General features: G+C 72.8%; 25 protein-coding genes. 9 read left to right on the top strand and 16 right to left on the bottom strand.

From position 1 onward, the window contains the following. Positions 1 to 73: 73 nt before the first annotated feature. Entirely contained in the window at positions 74 to 772 is a 699-nt protein-coding gene (locus ACFVUH_RS11645) for a rhomboid-like protein (protein ID WP_387912669.1), read from the bottom strand. 171 nt (positions 773 to 943) lie between these two features. Between ACFVUH_RS11645 and ACFVUH_RS11640 the strand changes: the two genes are divergently transcribed. Then, entirely contained in the window at positions 944 to 1,693 is a 750-nt protein-coding gene (locus tag ACFVUH_RS11640; protein ID WP_355371272.1) for a TetR/AcrR family transcriptional regulator, read from the top strand. A gap of 59 nt (positions 1,694 to 1,752) precedes the next feature. On the opposite strand, the gene ACFVUH_RS11635 is transcribed toward ACFVUH_RS11640, so the two are convergent. Continuing rightward, positions 1,753 to 2,613, bottom strand: coding sequence for a fumarylacetoacetate hydrolase family protein (locus tag ACFVUH_RS11635; protein ID WP_387912667.1), 861 nt, complete (start codon positions 2,611 to 2,613; stop codon positions 1,753 to 1,755). A 188-nt stretch (positions 2,614 to 2,801) separates the two neighbouring features. Here ACFVUH_RS11635 and ACFVUH_RS11630 point away from each other — a divergent pair, with 188 nt between their 5' ends. After that, positions 2,802 to 3,503, top strand: coding sequence for an MBL fold metallo-hydrolase (locus tag ACFVUH_RS11630; RefSeq protein ID WP_355371266.1), 702 nt, complete (start codon positions 2,802 to 2,804; stop codon positions 3,501 to 3,503). On the opposite strand, the gene ACFVUH_RS11625 is transcribed toward ACFVUH_RS11630, so the two are convergent. From ACFVUH_RS11625 to ACFVUH_RS11595, 7 genes are all read right to left on the bottom strand, one after another. After that, complete coding sequence (locus tag ACFVUH_RS11625) at positions 3,459 to 4,655, bottom strand: protein kinase (RefSeq protein ID WP_387912665.1); 1,197 nt, start codon at positions 4,653 to 4,655, stop codon at positions 3,459 to 3,461. The two genes, ACFVUH_RS11630 and ACFVUH_RS11625, sit on opposite strands and share 45 nt — an antisense overlap. Positions 4,656 to 4,785: 130 nt before the next feature. After that, positions 4,786 to 5,772, bottom strand: coding sequence for an ABC transporter substrate-binding protein (locus tag ACFVUH_RS11620; protein ID WP_387912663.1), 987 nt, complete (start codon positions 5,770 to 5,772; stop codon positions 4,786 to 4,788). A gap of 35 nt (positions 5,773 to 5,807) precedes the next feature. Then, positions 5,808 to 6,560: an amino acid ABC transporter ATP-binding protein gene (locus ACFVUH_RS11615; RefSeq protein WP_387912787.1), complete on the bottom strand. Its 753-nt coding sequence runs from the start codon at positions 6,558 to 6,560 to the stop codon at positions 5,808 to 5,810. Positions 6,561 to 6,613: 53 nt separating this feature from the next. After that, positions 6,614 to 7,636: an amino acid ABC transporter permease gene (locus tag ACFVUH_RS11610; protein ID WP_355371258.1), complete on the bottom strand. Its 1,023-nt coding sequence runs from the start codon at positions 7,634 to 7,636 to the stop codon at positions 6,614 to 6,616. Between the two features lie 35 nt (positions 7,637 to 7,671). Continuing rightward, the gene (locus ACFVUH_RS11605; RefSeq protein ID WP_387912661.1) at positions 7,672 to 8,619 is read right to left on the bottom strand and encodes an ABC transporter substrate-binding protein; all 948 of its coding nucleotides are present in this window, start codon (positions 8,617 to 8,619) and stop codon (positions 7,672 to 7,674) included. A gap of 58 nt (positions 8,620 to 8,677) precedes the next feature. Next, positions 8,678 to 9,172, bottom strand: a complete 495-nt coding sequence (locus ACFVUH_RS11600; RefSeq protein ID WP_387912659.1) for a GNAT family N-acetyltransferase — start codon at positions 9,170 to 9,172, stop codon at positions 8,678 to 8,680. Continuing rightward, complete coding sequence (locus ACFVUH_RS11595; protein WP_387912658.1) at positions 9,169 to 10,338, bottom strand: LLM class flavin-dependent oxidoreductase; 1,170 nt, start codon at positions 10,336 to 10,338, stop codon at positions 9,169 to 9,171. The genes ACFVUH_RS11600 and ACFVUH_RS11595 overlap by 4 nt, the downstream gene beginning before the upstream one ends. Positions 10,339 to 10,986: 648 nt before the next feature. On the opposite strand from ACFVUH_RS11595, the gene ACFVUH_RS11590 reads away from it, so the two are divergent. Together ACFVUH_RS11590 and ACFVUH_RS11585 are read left to right on the top strand one after the other, a co-directional pair. Then, positions 10,987 to 11,994 carry an amino acid ABC transporter permease gene (locus ACFVUH_RS11590; protein WP_355371251.1) on the top strand — a complete coding sequence of 336 codons (1,008 nt, stop codon included), beginning with the start codon at positions 10,987 to 10,989 and terminating at the stop codon, positions 11,992 to 11,994. After that, positions 11,991 to 13,925: an FAD/NAD(P)-binding protein gene (locus tag ACFVUH_RS11585; protein WP_387912655.1), complete on the top strand. Its 1,935-nt coding sequence runs from the start codon at positions 11,991 to 11,993 to the stop codon at positions 13,923 to 13,925. Before ACFVUH_RS11590 ends, ACFVUH_RS11585 begins: the two co-directional genes overlap by 4 nt. Positions 13,926 to 13,953: 28 nt before the next feature. Here ACFVUH_RS11585 and ACFVUH_RS11580 read toward each other — a convergent pair whose 3' ends face one another. Next, positions 13,954 to 15,651 carry a protein kinase gene (locus tag ACFVUH_RS11580; RefSeq protein WP_387912653.1) on the bottom strand — a complete coding sequence of 566 codons (1,698 nt, stop codon included), beginning with the start codon at positions 15,649 to 15,651 and terminating at the stop codon, positions 13,954 to 13,956. 134 nt (positions 15,652 to 15,785) lie between these two features. Between ACFVUH_RS11580 and ACFVUH_RS11575 the strand changes: the two genes are divergently transcribed. Both ACFVUH_RS11575 and ACFVUH_RS11570 read left to right on the top strand, forming a co-directional pair. Then, positions 15,786 to 18,071: an FdhF/YdeP family oxidoreductase gene (locus tag ACFVUH_RS11575; protein WP_387912651.1), complete on the top strand. Its 2,286-nt coding sequence runs from the start codon at positions 15,786 to 15,788 to the stop codon at positions 18,069 to 18,071. Further along, positions 18,064 to 18,693, top strand: coding sequence for a CatB-related O-acetyltransferase (locus ACFVUH_RS11570; protein WP_355371239.1), 630 nt, complete (start codon positions 18,064 to 18,066; stop codon positions 18,691 to 18,693). Before ACFVUH_RS11575 ends, ACFVUH_RS11570 begins: the two co-directional genes overlap by 8 nt. A 36-nt stretch (positions 18,694 to 18,729) precedes the next feature. On the opposite strand, the gene ACFVUH_RS11565 is transcribed toward ACFVUH_RS11570, so the two are convergent. The 6 genes from ACFVUH_RS11565 to ACFVUH_RS11540 form a co-directional block, all read right to left on the bottom strand. Further along, positions 18,730 to 19,170, bottom strand: coding sequence for a hypothetical protein (locus tag ACFVUH_RS11565; RefSeq protein WP_387912649.1), 441 nt, complete (start codon positions 19,168 to 19,170; stop codon positions 18,730 to 18,732). 76 nt (positions 19,171 to 19,246) lie between these two features. Further along, complete coding sequence (locus ACFVUH_RS11560; protein WP_387912647.1) at positions 19,247 to 19,489, bottom strand: DUF397 domain-containing protein; 243 nt, start codon at positions 19,487 to 19,489, stop codon at positions 19,247 to 19,249. A 77-nt stretch (positions 19,490 to 19,566) separates the two neighbouring features. After that, positions 19,567 to 20,400, bottom strand: a complete 834-nt coding sequence (locus tag ACFVUH_RS11555) for a helix-turn-helix domain-containing protein (RefSeq protein WP_387912645.1) — start codon at positions 20,398 to 20,400, stop codon at positions 19,567 to 19,569. After that, positions 20,397 to 20,924 carry a DUF6879 family protein gene (locus ACFVUH_RS11550; RefSeq protein ID WP_387912643.1) on the bottom strand — a complete coding sequence of 176 codons (528 nt, stop codon included), beginning with the start codon at positions 20,922 to 20,924 and terminating at the stop codon, positions 20,397 to 20,399. The genes ACFVUH_RS11555 and ACFVUH_RS11550 overlap by 4 nt, the downstream gene beginning before the upstream one ends. A gap of 131 nt (positions 20,925 to 21,055) precedes the next feature. Beyond that, on the bottom strand, positions 21,056 to 21,247 hold the full coding sequence (locus ACFVUH_RS11545) for a DUF397 domain-containing protein (RefSeq protein ID WP_387912641.1): 192 nt from the start codon (positions 21,245 to 21,247) through the stop codon (positions 21,056 to 21,058). Continuing rightward, positions 21,240 to 22,103, bottom strand: a complete 864-nt coding sequence (locus tag ACFVUH_RS11540) for a helix-turn-helix domain-containing protein (RefSeq protein WP_387912640.1) — start codon at positions 22,101 to 22,103, stop codon at positions 21,240 to 21,242. The genes ACFVUH_RS11545 and ACFVUH_RS11540 overlap by 8 nt, the downstream gene beginning before the upstream one ends. 298 nt (positions 22,104 to 22,401) lie before the next feature. On the opposite strand from ACFVUH_RS11540, the gene ACFVUH_RS11535 reads away from it, so the two are divergent. Genes ACFVUH_RS11535 through ACFVUH_RS11525 form a run of 3 tightly spaced genes read left to right on the top strand, consistent with a single transcriptional unit; the run spans position 22,402 to position 23,215 of the window. Next, entirely contained in the window at positions 22,402 to 22,767 is a 366-nt protein-coding gene (locus tag ACFVUH_RS11535; RefSeq protein WP_387912638.1) for an ATP-binding protein, read from the top strand. After that, positions 22,764 to 22,979, top strand: a complete 216-nt coding sequence (locus ACFVUH_RS11530) for a hypothetical protein (RefSeq protein WP_387912636.1) — start codon at positions 22,764 to 22,766, stop codon at positions 22,977 to 22,979. Before ACFVUH_RS11535 ends, ACFVUH_RS11530 begins: the two co-directional genes overlap by 4 nt. Beyond that, positions 22,976 to 23,215: a hypothetical protein gene (locus ACFVUH_RS11525; protein WP_387912634.1), complete on the top strand. Its 240-nt coding sequence runs from the start codon at positions 22,976 to 22,978 to the stop codon at positions 23,213 to 23,215. Before ACFVUH_RS11530 ends, ACFVUH_RS11525 begins: the two co-directional genes overlap by 4 nt. The last annotated feature ends 1,195 nt before the right edge of the window (positions 23,216 to 24,410 follow it).

Genomic DNA, 24,410 nt, shown 5'->3' with positions numbered 1-24,410 from the left:
TTCGTGACCCGCGCCGTTTGCAAGCCCCTTCTCCCTGGCATGGGCCGGCCAAATCGCGCGGGGGCCGGCCGGGTCAGCCGAGCGGGCGGCGCGGCCACCCGCGCCGCAGCACCCGGCCCGGGTCCCAGAGGGGCCGTCCGTGGGCGAAGGGGAAGAAGGCGAGGCCGATCAGCGCGGCGGTGAAGTGCCCGAGGTCCGTGAAGGTGTGCGAGGCCACCAGCGGCACCAGGTAGAAGACCACCACCGCGCCGCCGTACAGCCACCGCCAGCCGCCGGCGAACCGGTAGGTGAGCACCGCCACCACCCCGGCCAGCGCGTAGGAGACGCCGACGTCCACCGTCTCGGCCATGCTCCGCCGCAGGGTGCCCTGGACGATCCCCCAGGCCACCACTCCCTCGCTCACCAGGGTCGCCAGCACGTGCGAGGTCGCGGCCACCGTGAACCAGCGCGCGGTGCCCAGCCAGCGCTCGGCGTTGGCGTGGAACAGGGTGAACAGGACGGCGTAGAGCGGCCAGCTCGACGTCTCGGTCCACAGCGCGCTGGCGACCAGGGCGTGCACCGGGCGCGAGCGCAGGTGCTCCAGGTTGGTCGAGCGGGCGGCCAGGAACCAGTCCAGGGTGCGCTGGTCCATCCGCGCCACGACGAAGCTGGTGACCGCCAGCAGGAGCAGCCACAGATACGTGCCGGGCGCCGAGCGGACCCACGCCAGGAGCGCGCGCGAGGCCCCGCGCAGCCGGCGCGCGCGGGGCGGCCGTTCCAGCGTCCGGGCCATCCGGCGGGCCTCCTCGGTGCGGTGGCGTGGTGCGTCCCATCCTCGGACGGCGCCCGGCGGGCCGCCTCCCGGAGCGGGCCCCGGGCGGGCCGCGGGGCGGCACAAACGCCCGTTCGGAAGATCGGTGCAGACCCGCCTCCCATCCGGCCCGGGGCCGTTACGCTGACCGCCATGGAAGCCAGCTCAGCGCCCGTCCCGCCGGACCCCGAACCGGCCGCCCGGCCGCGGCGCGCCGGATACCGGCGCCTGCCGGTGCAGCAGCGGCGCGAGCAGCTGATCGCGGTGGCACTGGAGCTGTTCGCCCACCGGCCGCCCGAGGACGTCGGGCTGGACGACGTGGCGGAGGCCGCCGGAGCCTCCCGGCCGCTGGTCTACCGCTACTTCGCGGGCGGTAAACAGCAGCTGTACGAGGCGGCGCTGCGCAGCGCCGCCGAGGAGCTCACCGACCGCTTCACGGTGCCGCCGGCCGGGACCCCGACCCAGCAGCTGTCCGCCGTCCTGGAGCGCTACTTCTCCTTCGTCGCGGAGCACGACGCCGGCTACTCGGCGCTGCTGCGCGGCGGCTCGGTGGTGGAGACGGCCCGCACCTCGGCGATCGTGGACGACGTCCGGCGGGCGGCCCTGCGGCGGACGCTGCGCCACCTCGGGGTGCGGCAGGCCGGGCCGCGGCTGACGCTGCTGGTGCGCTCGTGGATCGCGGTGGTCGAGGGGGCCTCGCTCAGCTGGCTCGACGAGGGCCGGGCGCTGCCGGTGGACGAGCTGCGCGAGTGGCTGGTGGACCAGTTCGTGGCGATGGCGGCGGCGACGGCGCTGCACGACCCGCAGACCGCCGAGGTGCTGGCCGTGCTGCTCCTGCTGGAGGGCCCGGACTCGCCGCGGACGGCGCGGCTGCGGGCGGTGCTGGGAGCCTCCGGCGGGTAGCGCGGTCCGGTCGCCGCGGCCCCCGGCCCCCGCGCGGAGGGCCGGGACCGCGGCCCGCCCTACGCCTTGCCGAGGACCTGGCGCTGCCGGCCGAGGCCGTCGATCTCGATCTCGACGACGTCGCCGGGCGCGAGGTAGGGCGTGCCCGGGCGGCCGAGGGTGACCCCGGCCGGGGTGCCGGTGATGATCACGTCGCCCGGTTCCAGCACCATGAAGTGGCTCGTATAGCGGACCAGCTCCAGCACCGGGAAGATCATCCGCTCGGTGGAGCCGTCCTGGCGCTGCTCCCCGTTCACCCACAGCCGCAGCGGCAGCCGCTGCGGGTCCGCCACCTCCTCCGCGGTGACCAGCCAGGGCCCGAGCGGGGTGAAGGTCTCCGCCGACTTGCCCTTGTCCCACTGGCCGCCGCGCTCGAACTGGAAGGCGCGCTCGGTGACGTCGTTGGCGATGGTGTAGCCGGCGATCACCCCGGCCGCCGCCGCGTGGTCCTCCAGGTAGCGGGCGGTGCGGCCGATCACCACGGCCAGTTCGGCCTCGTAGTCGGTCTTCTCGCCGCCGCGCGGCACCAGCACCTCGTCGTACGGGCCGACCACCGTCGAACTCGGCTTGAGGAAGATCACCGGCTCGTCCGGGATCGCCGCGCCCGCCTCGGCCGCGTGGTCCCGGTAGTTGAGGCCGATGCCGACCACCTTGCCGGGCCGGGCCACCGGCGGGCCGATCCGCTGGCCGGCGAGGTCGGCCACCGGCAGCCGCCCGGCCGCCACCCGGGCGGCCAGCTCGGCCAGGCCGGAGCCGTCCAGCCCGGCGAGGAAGCCGCCGGTGATGTCCGCGGTCACCCCGGAGAGGTCGTACGCGGTGCCGTCCTGGGCCAGCGCGACCGGGCGCTCGGCGCCCGGCGGGCCGACACGGAGGAGCTTCATCCGATCCCCACCTCCTGATTCGTCGATCGCCGGGGCGGTGAGGGCCCGCGCCCGGCTGCTGCCTGCGAGGTATATCAACGGCCCGCCGCGGCGGGCCAGGCCGGCCCGGCCCGCGCCGTCCCCCCGGGGCCGTCACGCCCGGGGCGAACAGGGGCGTGAACCGGCGCCGCGCGGTACAGGATCCGCTCATGGAGATCACCCGCATACGCCCCGAACTGACCGCCATCACCCTGGAGTTCGGCACCGCCTACCTCTGGCGCGACGAGGACGGCACGCTCACCCTGGTCGACACCGGCATCGCCGGGCAGGCCGACGCCGTCGAGGAGGCGATCCGTGCCGTCGGCGCCGAGCCGGCCGCGCTGCGCGCCATCGTGCTCACCCACTACCACGAGGACCACACCGGCTCGGCCGCCGAGCTCGCCCGGCGGCTGGGCGCCGAGGTGGTCGCCCACCGGCTGGAGGCCCCGGTGGTCCGCGGCGAGCAGGAGCCGAAGCCGTTCGCGCTGAGCCCCTTCGAGCAGGAGCTGTGGGACGCGCTGCCGGCGCTGCCGCCCGCCCCGCCGTGCCGGGTGGACCGCGAGGTGGCGGACGGCGAGGTGCTGGGCTTCGGCGGCGGCGCCGTGGTGGTGCACGTGCCCGGCCACACCGACGGGTCGATCGCCCTGCACCTGCCGGAGCCGGGCGTGCTGTTCACCGGGGACCTCGCGGCCAACGTCGCGCACCGGACCACGCCCGGGGTCTTCAACACCGATCCGGCGGCGGCGCTGGAGTCCTTCCGCCGGCTGGCGGCGCTGGACGCCGGGACCGTCGTGTTCGGGCACGGCGAGCCGATCGCCGAGGGCGGCTCAGCCGCTCTGCGCCGGGCCGTCGAGCAGCTGGGCGAGCACTAGCGGCCGGTCCTGCTCCGGCGCGGCGGCGGCGCCCTCCCGCTCCCAGCGCTCCAGGTCGCGCCCGACGTCCTCACGGGCCCGCGGGTGGCCGTCCAGCACCGGCAGCAGCTCGCGCAGCAGCGCGACGGCCGCCCTCGGCCGCCCGGAGCGGGCCAGCCACAGCGCCAGGTCGTGGCAGGTCCGCAGGGTCCGCGGGTCACCCGGCCCGAAGGCCCGGGCGAACTGCGGTATCAGCGCGATCAGCTGCTCGACGGCCCGCTCGGGCGAGCCGGCCGCGCCGCGCCGCCAGGCGTCGTCGGCCTTCTGCCGCAGCGCGTCCGGGTCGGTGCCGAACTTGACGTCGCGCAGCCGGCGGCGGACCTCGGCTGCGTCGGCGGGCCGGTCCGCCGGGTCCTTGGCGAGCAGTTGGAGGATCAGCCGGTCCAGCGCCGGGTCGGGCGTACCGGGGGCCGGCGGCTGTTCGTTGAGGTGCTTGTACATCATGGTCACCGGCGTATTGGCGCTGAACGGGCGACGGCCGGTGCACAGCTGGTAGAGCAGCACGCCAAGCGCGTACAGGTCGGCCCGGCCGTCGATGTCCTCGCCGGACCAGCACTCGGGGGCCAGGTACGCCGGGGTGCCGATGACCACGCCGGTGGAGGTGAGCCCGCCGCCCTGCTGGGTGAGCAGGCGGGCGATGCCGAAGTCCAGCACCTTGGCCTCACCGGTGTCGGTGATCATGATGTTCTCGGGCTTGATGTCCCGGTGCACCACGCCGCTGCGGTGCGCGGAGTCCAGCGCCTTGCAGACCTGCCGCACCCAGCGCAGGGCGGCCGAGGACTCCGGCCGGGCCCCGCCGGCCAGCAGCGCGGAGAGCGGCCGGCCCCGGACCAGTTCCATCACCAGGTAGTGGGTCGAGCGCGCGCCGTCCTGCACCCGTCCGTAGTCGTACAGGATGACGATGTGCGGATGGGAGAGGCCGCCGACGGTCCTGGCCTCGCGGATGAACCGGCCGACCGCCTCCTCGTCGCCGGCCTTCTCCTCGGACAGCACCTTGACCGCGACCGCCCGCCCGATGGTCTCGTCGTGGGCGGCCCAGACCACACCGAACCCGCCGTGGCCGAGCTCGCGCTCCAGCCGGTAGCGGCCGCCCACGACATCGCCCGCCTTCATGCCTTCCCCCACAAGTCCGCCGGAACCGAGCCCCGTTCAACCTGACCGGGTCAGGGTAGCGGCGGCCGACGGTGTTCGGGTGAACCACCCCGGGCCCGGACCGGGACCGGCCCCGGGGCCGCGGCCGGGACTACGTCTTCGGGAGGCCGACCGGGTTGATCTCGGAGGTCGGCACGGCCTCGGCGTCCAGGCCCCAGCGCTTCAGCACCTGGGCGTAGGTACCGTTCTTGATCACCTCGTTGAGCGCCCCGTTCAGCGCCTTGACCAGGCCGTTGTCCTTCTTGGTGGTGGCCCCGATCTTGCCGAGCACGTCGGCGCCGCCGCCCGAGTAGGTGCCGATCACCTCGGTGTCACCGCTCTGCACGGCGTGGAAGGCCGCCATCGGGTTGGGGCCGACGTACATGTCGATCCGGCCGGAGGCGAGTGCCAGGTAGTAGTCCGAGGCGTTCTGGAAGTACTTGATGTCGGCCGGCTTGAGGCCGTTGCGCACGTTCTCCTCGTTCCAGGCGACGAGCAGCTTCTCCTGGTTGGTGCCGGAGCTGACGGCGACGGTCCGCCCGGCGATGTCCTTGGGGCCGGCGACCTTCCAGCCGCTGCCCTTCTTCGCCTCGAAGCCGAGGATGTCCAGGCGGTAGGTGGCGAAGTCGTACTTCTCCTTGCGGGCCTCGGTGACGGTGATGTTGGAGACGCCGACGTCGTACTTGCCGCTGTCCAGGCCGACGAAGATGTTCTCCCAGGAGACCGGGTTGAACTCGATGTCGAGGCCGAGCACATTGCCGATCAGCGAGGCGATGTCCGGGTCGACGCCGATGACCGTCTTGTCGTCGTCGGCGTAGAAGTCCAGCGGCGGCGTGGTGCCGAGCGAGTCGGCCACGGTCAGTTTTCCGCGCTTTCTGATCTCCTCCGGGACCAGCGCCGCGAGGGCGTCGACCTTGGGCGTGGTCACCCGGTTCTGCTTCGCCGTCAGGTTCACCGTGGTGCCGTTCGGCGCGGTGCTGCCCTGGGCCGGGGCGGCGAGGTCGGCCGACGCGTCCGAGGAACTGCCGCAGGCGGCCAGGGTGAGGGCGGCGGCGAGCGCGGCGGCGGCGGTCACGAGGGCGCGACGGGGTAGGGACATGGCGGGGCTCCTGCCGGTGAGGGGGGTTCGGTGGGTCAGAGGACCTTGGCCAGGAAGGCCTTGGTCCGGTCGTGCTGCGGCTCGTCGAGGACCGCCTGCGGCGGGCCCTGCTCGACCACGACGCCGCCATCCATGAAGACCACGGTGTCGGCGACCTCGCGGGCGAAGCCGATCTCATGGGTCACCACGATCATCGTGGTGCCGCTGCGGGCGAGGTCCTTGACGACGTCCAGCACCTCGCCGACCAGCTCCGGGTCCAGCGCCGAGGTCGGCTCGTCGAACAGCAGCACCTTCGGGTCCAGCGCCAGCGCCCGGGCGATCGCCACCCGCTGCTGCTGGCCGCCGGAGAGCTGGCGCGGGTAGGCCGCCGCCTTCTCGGCCAGGCCGACCCGTTCGAGCAGCTCCAGCGCGCGGGCCCGGGCCTCGGCCTTCGGCCGGCCGAGGGCGCTGACCGGCGCCTCGGTGAGGTTCTCCAGCACGGTCAGGTGCGGGAAGAGGTTGAAGTTCTGGAAGACGAAGCCGATGCCGGTCCGCTGCCGCAGCACCTCGCGCTCCTTGAGCTCGTGCAGCTTGTCCCCGGAACGCCGGTAGCCGATCAGCTCGCCGTCGATCGCCACGAAGCCGCGGTCCACCTTCTCCAGGTGGTTGATCGAGCGCAGCAGGGTGGACTTGCCGGAGCCGGACGGCCCCAGCACCACGGTCACCGAGCCGGCCGGCACGTCGAGGTCGACGCCGCGCAGCACCGCGTTCGGGCCGAAGCTCTTCCACAGGCCGCGGACCTGGACCATGGGCGGCGCCGCCGGCTCGGCCTCTTCGGCGGCGGGGTCCTTGGCGACGGTGGTCACGAGCGTCCTCCGGTGGCGGGGGCGGTGGCGGTGCGGGCGCGCAGGCCCCGGACGAACGCCCGGGCCCGCTGGAGCGGGGTGGGCGGCGGGGTTCGGTCGGCGCCGCGGGCGAAGTAGCGCTCGACGTAGTACTGGCCGATCGACAGCACGGTGGTGAGCAGCACGTACCAGACGGTGGCGACCATCAGCATCGGCACCACCCGGCCGGTCCGGCCGTACACCACCTGCACCTGGTAGAAGAGCTCGCCGATGGCCATCACGTAGACCACCGAGGTGCCCTTGAACAGCGAGATCACCTCGTTGGCGGCGGCCGGCAGGATGCCGCGCATGGCCTGCGGCAGGACGATCCGCCAGGCCTGCCGCAGCCGCGGCACGCCGAGCGCGGCGGCGGCCTCGCGCTGGCCGGGGTCGACGGCGATCACGCCGCCGCGGATGATCTCGGCGGCGAACGCGGCCTGGTGCAGCCCGAGGCCGAGCACCGCCGCGCCGAGCGCGCCCAGCACGCCGACCGTCTCGAAGTCCCCGAAGGTCGGGCCGAACGGGATGCCGAAGCCGAACCGCTTGTAGAGGTAGGAGAGGTTGAACCAGAAGACCAGCTGGACGATCAGCGGGATCGAGCGGAACACCCAGACGTAGGCCCAGGCGACGGACTGCAGGACCACGCTGCGGGAGAGCCGCATCGCGGCGACGACGGCACCCAGCAGGAAGCCCAGCACGGTGCCGTAGGCGGTGAGCTCCACGGTCCGGCCGACCGCCTGCAGGATGGTCTCGGCGGAGAAGAACAGCCGGAAGGTCGCCCAGTCCCAGGCGGGGTTGGTGGCCAGGCCGTGGGCGAACTGGGCCAGCACGACGAGGGTGGCGACGCCGGCCGCCCAGCGCCAGGGGTGCCGGGCGCGGACGGTGGTCAGCCCGGTCAGCTCGGCGAGGTCGAGCGGGGCGGTCGCACCGGCGCCGGCGGCCTTGCCGGCTCCGGGTCTGCCGCCGGGTTTCGCGAGCGGTTCGGTGGTGGTGGTACTCATGGGGGGACTCCTCCCAACGGGCCCTGGACAGGGGGTCACGCGTGCTCGGGCGGGCTGATCAGCGATTCCTTGACGGCCGAGTCCGTCACCCCCCACTTCTTGAGGATCCGCTCGTACGTCCCGTCCTTGATCAGCTCGTTGACGGCCGCCTGGAACGCGGCGGTGAGCGGGGAGCCCTTCTTGAACGCGAAGCCGACGTCGAGGCGGTGGAACTCGCCGAGGAACCGGGTGCCCGAGGCCTCCTGGGAGGCCTGGTAGCGCAGGCCGTTGATGGTGGACATCTCGATGTCCACCCGGCCCTGCTGGAGGCTGGTCAGGAGGGCGCCGTTGTCGCTGAACGCCTTGACCTCGTAGGGCTGCTTGCCGGCGTCGGTGCAGACGTTCTTCTTCGCGTTGAGCGTGGTCTCGAAGGTGGTGCCGGCGCTGGTGCCGACGGTCAGCCCGCAGAGCTGGACGAGGTCGGTGACCGGCTGGATCGAGGTGTTGTCCTTCTTGACCGCGAAGCCCTGGCCGTCGTCGATGTAGGTGACGAAGTCGATCGTCTTCAGCCGGGCCGTGGTGACGCCGAAGTTGCCGGTGCCGACGTCGTACTTGCCGCTGCCGAGCGCGGGCAGGATGGTCTCGAACGCCGCGTCCTCGCGCTGCACGCTCAGGCCGAGCAGCTTGGCCACCGCGTCGGCGAAGTCGACGTCCAGGCCGGCGGCCTTCTTGCTCGCCTGGTCGGCGTAGAAGGAGGACGGCGGGGCGCCGATCGAGGACCCGAACTTCACCGTCCCGGCGGCCCGGATGTCGGCGGGCAGCAGCGCGGCGGCGGTGTCCGACTTCTTCAGGCCGGAGACGACGTCCTCCGCGGCGGCGGAAACGGCCGGCTGCCCGGCGCCCGCCCCCGCCGGCTTCGGGTCCGAGCCGCACGCGGCCAGCGCCAGGACCGGGAGCAGGGCGGCGGTCGCGAGCAGGCGGCGGCGGACGGTGGTGGTTCTCACGGGTACGGGTGCCTTTCGGGGTGTGCGGGGTGTGCGGGGTGGGCCGTGGCGGGCCGGGTCAGCGCAGGTGCTTCTCGAACGGCAGCGGGCCGATCGTCAGCGGGTCGGCGGCGACGTCGAACAGCGGGGTGTAGCCGTTGGCCAGGTAGAGCCCCCGGGCCTCGGGCTGGAGCGGGCCGGTGGTGAGGTAGAGCCGCTGGTAGCCGACCGCGGCGGCGGCCCGCTCCAGTTCGGCCAGCACCCGGGTGGCCAGGCCCCGGCGGCGGTGCGCCGAGTGCGTCCACATCCGCTTCAGCTCGGCCGTGCGCGGGTCGTACCGCCGGTAGGCGCCGCCGGCCACCGGCTCGCCGCCCTCCAGCAGGAGCAGCAGGACGCCGTGCGGCTCGGCCCACTCCTCCGTCGGGTAGCGGGTCATCTCCTCGTACGCCCCGGGGCCGTAGCGGCGGACGTACTCCTCGGTCAGCTCGCGCACCAGCGGCTCGGCGAGCGGGTCGTCGATGCGCACCCGGCGCACCTCGACGTCGAGGGCCGGGCCGCCGGGCAGGGCCGTCACGCCTGGGCCGCGATCAGCTGGTGCCGGTCGCGCTCGCTCTGCTCGGCGCGGTCGGCCTCGGCGGCGGCCGTCTTGGCCGCGTCCCGCTTGGCGACCTCCTCGCGCACGATCGGGATCACGTACCGGCCGAAGTCGATCGCGTCGTCCACCAGGTGGTAGCCGCGGGCGGAGAGGATGTCCACGCCCAGGTCGTAGTAGTCGAGCAGGGCCTGGGCGACCGTCTCCGGGGTGCCGACCAGCGCGTTGGAGTTGCCCGCGCCGCCGGTGGCCGCGGCGGTCGGCGTCCACAGCGCGCGGTCGTAGCGCTCGCCCGCCTCGGCGATCTCCAGCAGCCGCTGCGAGCCGGCGTTCTCGGGGGCCTCCCCGGCCGGGCGTCCCCGGCGGATCAGCTCGCCGCCCTCCCGGCGGGCCCGGATCGCGTCCACCGTCCGGTGCGCCTTCTCCCAGGCCAGTTCCTCGGTCGGGGCGATGATCGGCCGGAACGCCACCTGGATCCGCGGCGCGTCCGCGCGCCCGGCGGCCCGCGCCGCCTCCTTCACCCGCTCGATCTGCTCGGCGGTGCGCGCCAGCGGCTCGCCCCACAGGCCGTAGACGTCCGCCTCGGCGCCGCCGGCCGCGTACGCCGCCGCCGAGGAGCCGCCGAAGGAGACGCCCGGCCGCGGCTGCTGCACCGGGAAGACGTCGGCGACGAAGTCCTTGAAGCGGTAGTGGACGCCCTCGTGGTCGAAGGGCTCGCGGCTGGTCCAGGCCTTCTTGACGATCCCGATGTACTCCCGGGTCCGCTCGTACCGCTCGTCCTTGGTGAGGAAGTCGCCCTCGCGCTGCTGCTCGTGGTCGTTGCCGCCGGTGATGAAGTGGACGGTGAGCCGGCCCTCGCTGATGTGGTCCAGGGTGGCGAAGGTCTTGGCGGCGAAGGTCGGGTACGAGACGTTCGGGCGGTGGGCGAGCAGGATCTGCAGCGTGTCGAGGCGGGAGGCGAGGAACGCGGCGGCGGGGGCCGGGTCGGGGGCGCCGGAGCCGTAGGCGAACAGCACCCGGTCCCAGCCGTTGTCCTCGTGGGCACGGGCCAGCCGCAGGGTGTAGTCGCGGTCGAACGCGGCCGTGGTGCGAGCGGTGGTCTCGGTACCGTCGGCGGTGGCGGCGATGCCGAGGAATTCGACGGGCATGGTGGCGGAACCTTTCGGGTCGTGCGCAGTCCGGTGGGCTGCGGGTGGGCAGACCGGATCGGGGCCCGGCGGCATGGCGGGCCGTGGTGCGGTGAGGGCGGCGGGCACGTGACGGCCCGCGCGCAGAACGGGGTACAGCCGGAGCGCAACGCGGTGAGGAGGAGAAGGGGGCGGCGGCAGCGCGCGATTGACGAACCGTCAGGAAACGACGGCTCTCCCGGCCCGGGACGGGGCACCGAGGGAGGTCCCTGCGAGGGAGGAACAGGCCGGACGAACGGCCCGCTGCCGGGTCAGCCGCGACACGCCGCGGACCACACCCGACCGAAGTCGATGTGGTCGCGGGTGACCAGTGGCTGCTCGGCGTACATGGCCTCAAGTTGAGCAGCGAACCGCGCACGGCGTCAACCATCCACCATTACCGCTCTGTTGCGATCTCCTGTCGCCCCGCGAAGCATCCCCGGCCCCGCCCCGGAGCGGGTCTCCCACCCTTGACACCCGCCTCTCGCTCACGCGTACGATCCAAGCGGAGTGCAACGCATCGCCGGCCGTGTTGAGGGACGCGGGCCGGCCGCAACGGCCGTACGGGACCACGCCGTACCCCGCCCGCGCGCCCGCGCGCGTCTCCGCCCTCCCGCCTGGAGCCTGAACATGGCCGCCCCGTCGGACGTCCTGCCCGCCCGCGCCCTCACCGAGCCCACCGCCCCGCCGCCCGCGACCGTCCTCGACGGCGCGGCCGCCACCGCCCGGATCGTCCCCCGCCGCCGCCCCGGCCAGTGGGTCGCCGCCGCCGTCGCCCTGCTGCTCTTCGTGATGGTCGTCAACTCACTCGCCCGCAACCGCGCGTTCCAGTGGGACGTGGTGGCCGACTGGTTCACCGCCGCCTCGGTCATGAACGGCCTCACCCTGACCCTCTGGCTGACCGCCGTCACCCTCGGCCTCGGCTTCCTGCTCGGCACCGTCCTCGCCACCATGCGGCTGTCCGGCAACCCGGTGCTGCGCACGCTCAGCTGGGTCTACATCTGGATCTTCCGCTCCACCCCCGCCCTGGTGCAGCTGCTGCTCTTCTTCAACATCGGCGCCCTCTACCCGACGCTCGGCCTCGGCATCCCGTTCGGGCCGGAGTTCCTCACCGTCCGCACCGTCAACCTGTTCGGCCCGACGCTCACCGCCGTCGTCGGCCTGACCCTGCTGGAGGCCGCGTACGCCGCCGAGGTGGTGCGCGGCGGCATCCTCGCCGTCGACCGGGGCCAGCTGGAGGCCGCCTCCGCGCTCGGCCTCGGCCGGTGGCGGGTGCTGCGCCGGATCGTCGTGCCGCAGGCGATGCGCTCGATCGTGCCGACCGCCGGCAACATGCTGATCAGCGCGCTCAAGGGGACCAGCATCATCAGCGTGCTGGCCGTCTCGGACCTGCTCTACTCGGTCCAGCTGGTCTACCTGCAGTCCTACCAGGTCATCCCGATGCTGATGGTCGCCACCATCTGGTACATCGTGATCACCACGGTGCTGTCGATCGGCCAGTACTACGTCGAACGGCACTACGCGAAGGGCGCCACCCGCGAGGGGCTGCCGCCCACCCCGCTGCAGAAGGCCCGCGCCGGGTACCGCCGGCTGCGCGCCGCCGCCTCGGCCGACCTGCCCGGGGAGGCCGGCCGATGAGCGCCGTCCTGGTCATCGTCGGCGCCGGGCCGCGCGGCACCGGCGTCCTGGAGCGGATCGCCGCCAACGCGCCCGAACTGCTGCCCGCCGACCGCCCGTTGCACATCCACCTGGTCGACCCGCACCCGCCCGGCGGGGGCCGGATCTGGCGCCACGAGCAGTCCCCGCTGCTGCGGATGAACTCGATGGCCGAGGACGTCACGATGTTCACCGACGAGCGCTCCACCATCGACGGGCCGGTCCGCCCCGGCCCCTCGCTCGCCGAATGGGCCTCCGACCCCCGGGCCTTCGCCCCCCACCAGGAGATCACCGACCCGGCCGTGCGGGCCGAGCTGCGCACCCTCGCGCCCACCGACTTCCCCACCCGCCGGGCCCAGAGCGCCTACCTGGACTGGGTGTTCCGGCGCGCCGTCGCCGACCTGCCGCCGCACGTCACGGTCACCGTCCACCGGGACACCGCGCACCGCGTCGAGGGCCCGGCCGACGGGCCGCAGCACGTCCACCTCACCGACCGGGTGCTCACCGCCGACCACGTCGTGCTCACCCTCGGCCACCTCGACTCCGCCCCCGACCCCCGCTACGCCGCCGACACCGCCTTCGCCACCCGGCACGGCCGCTTCCACCTGCCGCCCGCCTACTCCGCCGACGCGGCCGACGACCTCGACCGGATCGCCCCCGGCGAGCACACCGTGCTGCGCGGCTTCGGCCTCGCCTTCGTCGACCTCGTCTCCCTGCTCACCGAGGGCCGCGGCGGCCGCTTCGAGCCGGACGGCGCCGACGGCCTGGTCTACCGCCCCTCCGGCCGCGAACCCGTCCTGCACGTCGGCTCCCGGCGCGGCGTCCCCTACCACTCCAAGACCGACTACCGCCTGCAGGGACCGCCCGCACCACTCCCCCGCTACTTCGACGCCGCCGCCGTCGACGCCCTGCTCGACCGGCCCGGCCCGCTCGAACTGCGGCGCGACGCCTGGCCGCTGATGGCCAAGGACATCGGCTTCGGCCACTACCACGAACTGTTCCACGCCCACCCGGAGCGCACCGCCCTGCCCTGGGCCGAGTTCCTGGCCGGCTACGACGCCCACCCCTGGGCGTCCCCCGGGCTGCGCGCCCTGGTCGAACGGGCCGTCCCCGACCCGGCCGACCGGCTCGACCTCGAACGCCTGGACTTCCCGCTCGCCGGGCTCGAACTCGGCTCCGCCGAGGAACTCCAGCGGCACCTGCGCCGCTACGTCACCGAGGACGCCGACCGCCGCGCCGACCCCGCCCACAGCGCCGACCTCGGCGCCTTCCTCGCCCTGCTCTCGCTCTTCGGCCAGCTGCCCCGGCTGCTCGGCTCCGGCCGGCTCACCGCGCGCTCGGTGGCCGAGGAGATCGACGAGTGGTTCTTCGGCTACTTCAGCTACCTGGCGTCCGGCCCGCCCGGCTTCCGGCTGCGCCAGCTGCTCGCGCTCTCCGAGGCCGGGGTGGTCCGCTTCCTCGGCGCCGGCATCCGGGTCGACCGGGACGAGGCCACCGGCACCTGGCGGGCGTCCGGTGCCACCGTGCCCGGCCACACGGTCACCGCCACCGCGCTCGTCGAGGCGTACCTGCCCAAGCACGCGCTGGCCCGCACCCGCGACGCGCTGCTGCGCGACCTGCACCGCACCGGACGGATCACCGAGGAGGTCGTCGCCGACCCCGAGTACACCCACCGCTCCGGCCTGCTCACCATCCGCCCCGGGGACAGCCGCGTCCTCGACCCGGCCCTCGACCCCGCCGCCGACGGCGGCGCGCACCCGCGCCGCACCGCGCTCGGCCCGCACACCAGCCTGCGCGCGGCGGCGGCCTTCGCCCGCCCGCGCACCGACTCGCCCGGCTTCCGGCAGAACGACGCGGCGGTCCGGGCCCTGCTGCGCGCGCTCGCCCGCGAGGACTCGGCGGTGCCGGTGTAGGGCGCCGGGTATGACGCGCCCCGCCGCGTCACGGGCCGTAGATCTCCTCCACCAGGTCCTCGGCCGTGACGTGGTCCGGCGCGGAGAGCACCCAGTCGCCGACCCGCTGGATCCCGGTGCCGCGCTCCAGCGCGGTCAGGCAGGCGTTGGCCTCCTGGTCCGAGGCGAAGTCCCGGGCCAGCAGGCGGCGGACGAGCAGCAGCGCCTCACCCGGGTGCATCCGCGGCTGCCGCCCCGGCCGCGCCCGCCCGGCCGGGGCCGCCGCCGGTAGCCGCCGGTAGCCGACGAGGTCCTGCCGGGCCTGGACGGTGGCCGGGTGCTGCTCGCCGAGCGCCCGGGCGAGCTCCGGCAGCAGGGTGCGCAGCTGGAGCACCGCGCCGTCCAGGTCGCCCCGGTCGGCCGTGTACACCGCCAGGTCGTGCCGCGCCCTGAGCACCCGCGGGTCGTGACCGCCCCAGGCCTCGTGCAGGTCCGGCAGCAGCTGGACGAGCCCGCGCAGCGCGGTGACCGTCTCGCCGCTCTCGCCGATGCACCACACCAGGTGGTAGCGGGCGGCGAGGGTGTCCGGGTCGCCCTGGCCGAGGGCGAGCCGCATGTCCTCGGTCACCGTGGAGAGCAGCCGGATCGCGCCGTCGAGGTCGCCGGCCCGGCTGAGGAACCAGGTGAAGTCGCGCCAGGCGACGAGGGTCTCGCGGTCGGCGGCGCCGAGCGCGGCCACGGCCTCCTGGGCCACCGCCTGGAGCTGGAGGGCGGACTCGCCGGCCGTCGGCGCCCGGAAGGCGGCGTTGCGGCGCTCGCGCAGCGCGGCCCGGACGTCCTCCGCCCGGCCCTCCGACCGGCCCTCCGGCCCGCTCCGTCCCGCCGTCCGCCGCTCCGCCAGCTCCGCCAGCCGCCGCTCCACCGTGCGGGCGTCCGCCGGTCGCCGCTCCGGGTCCTTCGCCAGCAGCTCCGCGACCAGCCCCGCCAGTTCCGCGGGCAGCCCGAACGGCGCCGGGTCCAGCGCCGGCGGCGGCTCGTTGAGGTGCTGGTACATCAGCACCGGCGTCGAGTCCCCGCTGAACGGCCGCGCCCCGGTGCAGAGTTCGACCAGCACGCAGCCGAACGCGTAGAGGTCCGCCCGGCCGTCCACCCGGCCCCCGGTCCAGCGCTCCGGCGCCATGTACGCCGGGCTGCCGATGACCGTGCCGGTGGTGGTCAGCCCGCCCGTCCCGATGTCCAGCTGGGCGATGCCGAAGTCCAGCACCTTCACCGCCCCGGCCTCGGTGACCATGATGTTCTCGGGCTTGATGTCCCGGTGCACCATCCCCGCGTCGTGCGCGGCGGCCAGCGCGGAGCAGATCTGCCGCCCCCAGCGCAGGCTCCGCACCGGGTCCACCGGTCCGTCCCGCAGCACGGCGGTCAGGGTGCGGCCGAGGAGCAGCTCCATCACGAGGTACGTCACCGTCCGGCCGGCCAGCTCTCCCTCGCCGAGGTCGTGCACGGTGACGATGTGCGGGTGCGAGAGGTTCCCGGCCGCACAGGCCTCCCGGACGAACCGCAGCGCGGCCTTCTGCTGGTCCTCGCCGTGGTGGTTGATGACCTTGACCGCCACCGGCCGCCGCATCCGGGTGTCGAAGGCCCGCCACACCACGCCGAACCCGCCCTGCCCCAGCCGCTCGACCAGCTGGTACCGCCCGTCGAGCACGTCGCCGACCATCACCCGCCACCCCCGGACCTGTCGAAGCATCTGCACTCTATCCGCGCCGCCGTCCCGGCCGCCCTCCCCCGTTCCCGCCCCTGCCGCCCCCGGCCACCGGGTGCGAGGATGAGTCAGGCGCCGCGACGAGACGGCGGCCCGACGCACAGCCGAGGAGCGCAGTCATGGCCAAGCAGGCCCCGCAGAGCGACCCGGCGCAGGACGCCCCCCAGGTGTCGGCGCCCCAGCACGCGGCCGCCGGGCTGCCCGCCGTCGGCCACACCCTGCGGATGGCCACCGAGCAGATGGGCGCCCGTCGCACCCTCAGCACCCTGCGGAAGATCAACCAGCCCGACGGCTTCGACTGCCCCGGCTGCGCCTGGCCGGAGCCCGGGAAGACCCACACCGCCGAGTTCTGCGAGAACGGCGCCAAGGCCGTCGCCGAGGAGGCCACCGAGCGCCGGATCCGCGCCGAGTTCTTCGCCGCCCACCCGGTCGCCGAGCTGGCCGAGCGCTCCGGCTACTGGCTCGGCCAGCAGGGCCGGCTGACCCGGCCGATGCTCCTCGACGAGGGCGCCACCCACTACACGCCGATCTCCTGGGACGACGCCTTCGCGCTGATCGCCGAGGAGCTGCGCGCCCTGGACACCCCGGACGGTGCCGCGTTCTACACCTCCGGCCGGACCAGCAACGAGGCCGCGTTCGCCTACCAGCTGTTCGCCCGCCGGCTCGGCACCAACAACCTGCCGGACTGCTCCAACATGTGCCACGAGTCCTCCGGCTCCGCGCTCACCGAGACGCTCGGTGTCGGCAAGGGCAGCGTCAGCCTCAAGGACCTCTACCAGGCCGATCTGATCATCGTGGCGGGCCAGAACCCGGGCACCAACCACCCCCGGATGCTCTCCGCCCTGGAGCGGGCCAAGCGCGCCGGCGCGACCATCGTCAGCGTCAACCCGCTGCCCGAGGCCGGGCTGGAGCGCTTCAAGAACCCGCAGCAGGCGCGCGGCCTGGTCGGCCACGGCACCAAGCTGACCGACCTCTTCCTGCAGATCCGGCTCGGCGGCGACCTCGCCCTGTTCCGCGCCCTCAACCAGCTGCTGCTGGAGCAGGACGCCGTCGACCACGCCTTCGTCGAGGAGCACTGCCACGGCTTCGAGGAGTTCGCCGCCGAGGCCGCGTCGACCTCCCGCGAGGAGGTGCTCGCCGCCACCGGCCTGCCCTGGGCGCACATCGAGGAGCTCGCCCGGCTCGTCCTCGCCTCCGAGAAGGTCATCGTCTGCTGGGCGATGGGCCTCACCCAGCACAAGCACGCCGTGCCGACCATCCGCGAGGTCGTCAACTTCCTGCTGCTGCGCGGCAACGTGGGCCGCCCGGGCGCGGGCGTCTGCCCGGTGCGCGGGCACAGCAACGTCCAGGGCGACCGGACGATGGGCATCTTCGAACGCCCCACCACCGCCTTCCTGGACGCCCTCGGCCGCGAGTTCTCCTTCGAACCGCCGCGCGAGCACGGCCTGGACTCCGTCGACACCATCCGCGCGATGCGCGACGGCCGGATCGGCGTCTTCTTCGCGATGGGCGGCAACTTCGTCGCCGCCACCCCGGACACCGAGGTCACCGAGGCCGCGATGCGCCGCTGCCGGCTCACCGTGCACGTCTCCACCAAGCTCAACCGCTCCCACGTGGTCACCGGCGCCCGCGCCCTGATCCTCCCCACCCTCGGCCGCACCGACCGGGACGTCACCGCCGGCGGCGCCCAGTTCGTCAGCGTCGAGGACTCGATGGGCCAGGTCCACTCCTCGCGCGGCGGCCTGCGCCCGCCGGCCCCCGGCCTGCTCTCCGAGACCGCCATCGTCTGCCGCCTCGCCCGCGCTGTCCTCGGCCCGCAGGACACCGTGCCGTGGGAGGACTTCGCCGCCGACTACGACACCCTGCGCGACCGGATCGCCCGGGTCGTGCCCGGCTTCGAGGACTACAACGACAAGGTCCGCCGCCCCGGCGGCTTCACCCTCCCGCACGGCCCGCGCGACTCCCGCACCTTCCCCACCGCGAACGGGAAGGCCAACTTCACGGTCAACCCGCTGACGGCGCCGGAGGTCCCCGAGGGCCGCCTGCTGTTGCAGACGCTGCGCTCGCACGACCAGTACAACACCACCGTCTACGGCCTGGACGACCGCTACCGCGGCATCAAGGGCGGCCGGCGGGTCGTCCTGGTCGACCCGGCGGACGCCATCGAGCTGGGGCTCTCCGACGGCCAGTACGTCGACCTGGTCAGCGAGTGGAAGGACGGCGTCGAGCGCCGCGCCCCGCACTTCCGCGTCGTCCACTACCCGGTCGCCCGGGGCGGCGCTGCGGCGTACTACCCCGAGACCAACGTCCTGGTCCCGCTCGACTCCACCGCCGACATCAGCAACACCCCCACCTCCAAGGCCGTCGTCATCCGCTTCGAGCCCGACAGCGGCGCCGATGCCTGACCCCGCCGCCCTCCACCCGATGCCGGAACAGCCCCGCGTGGTGCTGCTCCGGCCGCTGGTGACGTCCCCGCTGATCGAGGTCGGGGAGTTCACGTACTACGACGACCCGGACGACCCCACCGCGTTCGAGACCCGCAACGTGCTGTACCACTACGGCCCGGAGCGGCTGGTCATCGGCGGGTACTGCGCCCTGGGAACGGGCGTCCGGTTCATCATGAACGGCGCCAACCACCGTACGGACGGCCCGTCGACCTTCCCGTTCCCCATCATGGGCGGGGAGTGGGCCGCCCACTTCGACCTGCTCACCGACCTGCCGAACCGGGGTGACACGGTGGTGGGCAGCGACGTCTGGCTCGGCAACGGCGTGACGGTCATGCCGGGTGTCCGCATCGGCCACGGCGCCGTCGTCGCCACCGGCTCCGTGGTCACCGCCGACGTCCCCGCCTACGCCGTCGCCGGCGGCAACCCCGCCCGCGTCATCCGCCACCGCTACGACGAGGACGACATCGCCCGCCTCCTGGCCGTCTCCTGGTGGAACTGGCCCACCGACCACATCACCGCCCACGTCCGCACGATCATGTCCGGCACCGTGGACGAGTTGGAAGCCGCCGCCCCGGAGTAGGAAGTCGGCCGAGCCGACTTCCTACTCCGGAGGGGGTCACCGCCGCCCGAGCGGACAGGGCGGAGGTGCTTCCGAGGTCGGGCTGCGGGTGCGGGGGCAGGACACCGCGGCGACCGAACGGAGCTGCCGGGCAGGCGTCCAGTACGTCCACGCCACATCGTGGGGGTAGGCGGCCAGGAACTCGCGGGCGTGGTCGAGCCGGAGCGCTGCTGGAAGGTCGGTCTCCAGTGCGGGCACGTCGGCGAGTTGCTTACCGAGCCACTTCACCGCATCCGCCGGGTCGTCGGTGGTCAGGCTGATCCGGTCGGCCGGCTTGGCCAGCCAGTGCATGACTTCGAGCGGCGGGGTGGGGCTGTTCCAGACCGGACGCCTCCCGTTCTCCGGCTGGGGCGGCCGCCGTTCGGCGTCCTCCGGCCGCTTGCCGCCCACCCAGGCGTAGCAGTGCCAGTGGAGCGCGGGCCTGTCCCAGTGATCCATGCGCGCCTACCCTCGCTGGAAGGGCCGGCCCCGCTCCCCCTTGGCCGGGGAGCGGGGCCGGTTCGTGCCGGGCTTGTCAGACCGCCGTGCTGAAGAGCGTCGGGTCGATACCCGCCGCGGCCAACTCGGCCGTGCTGAACCTCAGCTCGGCACCCGGACGCTTGGTGTCACCCATCACCCACAGCCCGCCCACGACGCCGGGCACCTCCCGCAGGGTCGCGCAGGTCTCGTGCTCCGACTGCGGGTTGCCCCCGCACGCCCGGTACGCGGTCACCCCGGCCGGAACCTCGATCTCGTACAGGTCGATGTGCTTCGACACGTCCACCTCCTGTGGATCGACGGGAGCCACAGCGGTTCCCGTCGAGTGGCCACCAACGTAGAGGCGTGGAGTCGGCACTACGAGGCGGTTTCCTGTTCCCTCAAGAAGTCGTCCCGGATGCCTTCGGCCAGGCGGCGCATACCTTCCCCGGCCAAGGCTCCGGCCGCGAATCCGTCGAACTTTCGAACATAGGCCTCGACGTCCCGCGGATCGGTGACCGTCAGCTCGGCGTGAACGGTCTCGACCGTGACCATGCGGTCGTCCCGGATGACGAAGGAGTGTGCCGGTACGTCGGACTGTCGTGCGTCGAGCGGTACGACCCGAACGTCCACGTGGGACATGCGGGAGGCGGAAACGACGCGGTCCAACTGCGCGGCCATCATGGCCGCCGGAACGAGGCGCCATCGGAGGACAGGCTCGGTGATCACGATTCGCAGAGTCTTGGTGGTGTCGTAGAGGGTCGACTGCCGCGCCAACCGCGCTGCCACGGCGCGTGACAGCTGATCCTCGCCGAGGCCCTTCCGGCCGAACACCGCCCGAACGTATTCCGGCGTCTGCAGCAGTCCAGGGACGATGGAGGGCTGGAAAACCCTGAGTAGCCCGGTCGTCTCGTCCAACGCTTTGATCTGCTGCTGCTTGCGATGGTGTCCGAGGCGCCGGACCAGTCGCCATGCCGTCGCTTCGGTGGCCTCCGCCCGGGCGACAGCCATGTACTCGGCCTTGACCTCGTCCGACACTCCTATGGCGGTGAGGATGCGCTCCACGTCCACGACGGTGGGAGCCACCTTGCCGGTCTCGATCTTGCTCAGCTTGCTCGCGGACATGACGGCGCCACGGGCGACGGCCTTGGCCTCCCTGCCGGAGACCTGCCGAAGCGCCCGCAGCGCCGTGCCGAGCTGTGTTCTGTTCACTCGCCGTGCAGAGCCCACCATTCCGTGAAGGGAATCGAGTGCGCCATCGCGGTGTCGCGGTACGCCCTGAACTCGTCGAGCCGTGCGGGGGCGAGGAAGTCGGCGCCGAGGTACTTGCCGTTGCCGTCGTAGTTCATCGCGGCCACGGTCTCGTCGTCGAAGAGCCAGAAGTCCGGCGCCTGCGGGACAGGGTTCTGCTGGTCGGTGGTGTCCAGGATGAAGAACTCCTCGCCGGCCGCCGTGTTGCGGTGGTACCCACACGCGAGTTCGAACCGGAGGTAGTCGGTGAGCGGGCGGGAGAGGACGTGAACCCGGTACATGCGCTTCCCCGAACGGGTGGCCTCGGCCACCGTCCCGACCCAGCCGGCGGTCCGGTAGTCCTCCGGCTGCTCCTCCCCTGCGAGGAACGCGTGATAGGCGTCCACCCCGCCGGACTGGCTGTAGTCGTCCAGCGTCTCCAGCCGGAAGGCCGTCCGTTCGAACGCCGAGAACCAGTCCCCCAGCGTCCTGGATGAGGTTGCCATTGTCGGCCTTTCGGATGAGTTCGACAGGAATTTCGACCAGGGTCTCGCGAGCCGGGATCCGGAGACCGTGCTCGGTGATGGCCCTCACGTTCCCAACACTGGAAACCACCGCGACTGCGAACCGATGGGCGCTACTCCCAGCGGTCGAACTCTCCGGCCTTTATGGAGTTGAGAAGGCCAGTGAAGGCGAAGAGTGGCGGGCGGACTATGACGCCAGGGTCATCGGACTCACGCAGTTCGACCAGCCCACTTGCTGCGCGGACCTCGATGCAGTCGTTGTTGGCGCCTGAGTAGCTGGACTTCTGCCAGGTGTGGCTAGCCATGCCTTCCGGTTTCCTTCTTGATCGACTGGATGAGGTCGCGGGACTCCCCCTCGGAGAGGGAGTTCGACTCCATCTGCACGAGAACGGCCCGGAACTTCGCCACATGAGCCGGGGCATCGAACATCTGACAGCCGAGACCCGTGTCGATCTGTACGGTGTCCAGCTCAGGGATCGGCCCTTCGGCATAGGTGAAGTTCTCGCTGGGGCTTGGCAGGCCATCCACGGCAAACGGGACAACCCGAACAGAGGTTGCCGACCTCTCGGAGCTCTCGACGAGTGCATCAAGTTGATCGGTGAAGACCTTTGCTCCGCTGAACCGCATCCTCAGAGCCGCCTCATGGATGTATGCGGTGTACGGAACGGCGCCGGAACGAACCACTTGCTGTCGCCGCATGCGAAAGGCCGTTCGCAGGTCGACCTCGTGGCACGGCAATGGCGGGATGGAGTTGCCGAACACAGCGGATGCATAGGCGTCGGTCTGGAGCAGCCCGGGAACAAAAGTCACGGTGTAGGTGACGAGCCGCTTCGCGTGGCCTTCGAGTTCGGCGTTCTCCAGGAAGTCCGTCGCCAGGGCGTCTCGGTACTCCTCCCACCAACCGGGCCTACCGCGCTCAGTGATGATCTCCGCGAGGGCGTCGATCAGTGACTCATTGACGCACATGCACGTCGCGGCGATCGTGCGCAGGCGCTCGACGCTGATGCCGGTCCGGCCGGCTTCCATCTGCGTGATCTGAGCTGGGGTGGCGCCAATCGCTCGGGCGAGCTGGCTACCTCCGAAGCCCGCCTGCTCCCGCATTCTCCGCAGCTCAACTCCCAGTCGACGCTGACGGAGGGTGGGATTCGATCGAAGGGCCATGACGTCCTCTCTGCGGGCGTGGGATCAGTCTGCCGCGCGGACGCCATGCGGGGCCATTCGGGGTGCGAGCCACGTTAGGGGGAACTTCCGTCGGCTCGCCACAAATTTGTGGCGAGCTGCGCTATGGTCGATCTCACAACGATCCGACGGATCGTCAGTAACGCCTGTTCGCCGGGGCAGTAGGCGCATGCTGCCCATTTCGCACCGCAGAGCAGCCAGGTCCGGGCTGGCCTCGTTCACGGTGACGCATCCGTTGGCACTTTCCTCCCCTTCTTGCCTCTTCCCCTGGAGGTCTCTCATGCGTGCCCTCAACCCGCCCGACTGCACCACCGTCCGCGCTGAACTGCGCGCCCTCCTCCACACCGCCGGCTGGCCGCCGGACACCATCTCCGACGCCGAACTCGCCTTCCAGGAGCTCTTCGTCAACGCCTGGCAGCACGGCCGCTCCCCCGCCCCCGGCGTGCTGGTCTCCCTCCTGTCGACCACCCTGCGCGTGGCGGTCTGCGACAACTGCCCCCTCCTCCCCGATCCCCCCACGCCCACCGACCCCTACGCGACCTCCGGGCGCGGCCTCCACCTCGTCCGCGCCCTCACCCACCGCTTCGGCGCCCACCCCACCAAGACCGGCAAGGTCACCTGGTTCGAGCTGGACGTCGCCGCGTGAACCTCCCCCTCACCCCGCACGACCCGTACCTCCGCACCTACACCGAACCCGAGATCGCCTCCCTCCTCCGCGAACTCCACGAGCGCGGCGAGCCCTTCGGCATCCGGTGGGGCTCCGCCACCGTCGACGGCACCACCGTCCACCTCGGCGACACCACCCTCGCCACCTTCCTCAACCTCCTCGAACTCCTCCGCCGAGCGAGCCAGAAGTGACCGACTTCCTCATCGGCGCCGCCTTCGCCACCCTCCTCGCCCTCGCCCTCACCACCGTCATCACCGGCGTCATCACCGCCCTCAAGGTCGGCCCGCCCCCACCGCCCATCACCCGCCATGGACGCTGGGAACTCCGCGCCTCCCCCGACGGCACCCCCGAATACACCTGGATCGCCCGCCAGTCCGGCCACTTCAGCCCCGAAACCAACCCCGACAACCGCCGCCGCGCGCCCTGATGCCTCCGGAGTGGGAAGTCGGCTCCACCGACTTCCCACTCCACCCCCTCAACCGAGGAGCCCCGGCTCTTCCCTCGGGCGGCCCCCTTGCGAAGAGCAAGGGGGCCGCCCGCCAATCTCGCGCAGCTCCCACCGTGCGGGGCCAGGAGTAGGAAGTCGGCCTCGCCGACTTCCTACTCCGCATCCGCCGCCGGCCCCTTGCGCAGAGCAAGGGGCCGGCGGAAACCGTGCTCAGTTCGGCTGCGCTGTCCCAACCACCACGCACAGGAAGTCGGTCCCGCCGACTTCCCAGCGCGGGCAAAGGTGACAGACCGGACCCGCCCCACGCCTCCGGAACAGCGGGGACCCGTCGATGTCGGCGGGCCTCAGGCAGCCAGATGGCAGCCCTCGGAGTGGGAAGTCGGCCTCATCGACTTCCCACTCCGCCTTGCTCTGGTGGGGAACGGTTGCTGTCGGCGGCAATCACTCGGGCCGAGCGATCGCCGCCGAGGTCTTCGCGCATGGCGGTGAAGGTGGGGGCTGAAGGCGCGGAGTGGGAAGTCGGACCGGCCGACTCCCTACTCCGCTTCCACCGGTGGCCGCTTGCACGGAGCAAAGGGCCGCCCGATGCCATGCTCGGGTTGGCTGTGCGGTCCCTGCCGTCAGGAGCAGGAAGTCGAAGGGGCCGACTTCCTGCTCCAAGCACCCATCCGTCTACGACAGCCGCAACGTGTGGCCGCCGGTCCCTACTCGGATTGAGCGAGTACCGGCCGGAGCAGGTGTGATGATCAAGGGACGGGCTCTGCAGGTGGAGTGAGAAGTCAGAATGGCCGACTTCCCACTCCACACCGAGCATTCCGCAGCCAAGACATGCAGCGGCGAGGCGCAGCCGAAGCCGCCAAGGCGAAGCCCCCGGCCAGCGGCGAGGCGCAGCCGAAGCCGCCAAGGCGAAGCCCCCGGCCAGCGGCGAGGCGCAGCCGAAGCCGCTGGCCGGGGGCCAGGAGTGGGAAGTCGGCCCCGTCGACTTCCCACTCCCAAGCACCCATCCGTCTACGACGGACGCAAGGTGTGGCCCCGGTTCTCGCTCGGATCGAGCGGGGCCGCCGGGAGCAGGTGCGGAGTGCGAAGTCGGAATGGCCGACTTCCTACTCCGCAGCGGCAAGGCGCAGCGACGGAGCGGCCGGGGGCGGGCGAGGGGGGGGGGAAGGCACGCCGC

It is taken from the genome of Kitasatospora sp. NPDC058032 (genome assembly GCF_042885845.1).
GTDB lineage: Bacteria > Actinomycetota > Actinomycetes > Streptomycetales > Streptomycetaceae > Kitasatospora.
Note: the sequence above shows the minus strand (reverse complement) of the source record. Positions and strands in the feature narration are given on the sequence as shown.

What these genes read in the sequence shown, in the direction of transcription:
- ACFVUH_RS11645 (WP_387912669.1), bottom strand. Translation starts at nt 772, where the DNA reads ATGGCCCGGACGCTGGAACGGCCGCCCCGCGCGCGCCGGCTGCGCGGG.
- ACFVUH_RS11640 (WP_355371272.1), top strand. Translation starts at nt 944, where the DNA reads ATGGAAGCCAGCTCAGCGCCCGTCCCGCCGGACCCCGAACCGGCCGCC.
- ACFVUH_RS11635 (WP_387912667.1), bottom strand. Translation starts at nt 2,613, where the DNA reads ATGAAGCTCCTCCGTGTCGGCCCGCCGGGCGCCGAGCGCCCGGTCGCG.
- ACFVUH_RS11630 (WP_355371266.1), top strand. Translation starts at nt 2,802, where the DNA reads ATGGAGATCACCCGCATACGCCCCGAACTGACCGCCATCACCCTGGAG.
- ACFVUH_RS11625 (WP_387912665.1), bottom strand. Translation starts at nt 4,655, where the DNA reads ATGAAGGCGGGCGATGTCGTGGGCGGCCGCTACCGGCTGGAGCGCGAG.
- ACFVUH_RS11620 (WP_387912663.1), bottom strand. Translation starts at nt 5,772, where the DNA reads ATGTCCCTACCCCGTCGCGCCCTCGTGACCGCCGCCGCCGCGCTCGCC.
- ACFVUH_RS11615 (WP_387912787.1), bottom strand. Translation starts at nt 6,560, where the DNA reads ATGGTCCAGGTCCGCGGCCTGTGGAAGAGCTTCGGCCCGAACGCGGTG.
- ACFVUH_RS11610 (WP_355371258.1), bottom strand. Translation starts at nt 7,636, where the DNA reads ATGAGTACCACCACCACCGAACCGCTCGCGAAACCCGGCGGCAGACCC.
- ACFVUH_RS11595 (WP_387912658.1), bottom strand. Translation starts at nt 10,338, where the DNA reads ATGCCCGTCGAATTCCTCGGCATCGCCGCCACCGCCGACGGTACCGAG.
- ACFVUH_RS11590 (WP_355371251.1), top strand. Translation starts at nt 10,987, where the DNA reads ATGGCCGCCCCGTCGGACGTCCTGCCCGCCCGCGCCCTCACCGAGCCC.
- ACFVUH_RS11585 (WP_387912655.1), top strand. Translation starts at nt 11,991, where the DNA reads ATGAGCGCCGTCCTGGTCATCGTCGGCGCCGGGCCGCGCGGCACCGGC.
- ACFVUH_RS11580 (WP_387912653.1), bottom strand. Translation starts at nt 15,651, where the DNA reads ATGCTTCGACAGGTCCGGGGGTGGCGGGTGATGGTCGGCGACGTGCTC.
- ACFVUH_RS11575 (WP_387912651.1), top strand. Translation starts at nt 15,786, where the DNA reads ATGGCCAAGCAGGCCCCGCAGAGCGACCCGGCGCAGGACGCCCCCCAG.
- ACFVUH_RS11570 (WP_355371239.1), top strand. Translation starts at nt 18,064, where the DNA reads ATGCCTGACCCCGCCGCCCTCCACCCGATGCCGGAACAGCCCCGCGTG.
- ACFVUH_RS11565 (WP_387912649.1), bottom strand. Translation starts at nt 19,170, where the DNA reads ATGGATCACTGGGACAGGCCCGCGCTCCACTGGCACTGCTACGCCTGG.
- ACFVUH_RS11550 (WP_387912643.1), bottom strand. Translation starts at nt 20,924, where the DNA reads ATGGCAACCTCATCCAGGACGCTGGGGGACTGGTTCTCGGCGTTCGAA.
- ACFVUH_RS11545 (WP_387912641.1), bottom strand. Translation starts at nt 21,247, where the DNA reads ATGGCTAGCCACACCTGGCAGAAGTCCAGCTACTCAGGCGCCAACAAC.
- ACFVUH_RS11540 (WP_387912640.1), bottom strand. Translation starts at nt 22,103, where the DNA reads ATGGCCCTTCGATCGAATCCCACCCTCCGTCAGCGTCGACTGGGAGTT.
- ACFVUH_RS11535 (WP_387912638.1), top strand. Translation starts at nt 22,402, where the DNA reads ATGCGTGCCCTCAACCCGCCCGACTGCACCACCGTCCGCGCTGAACTG.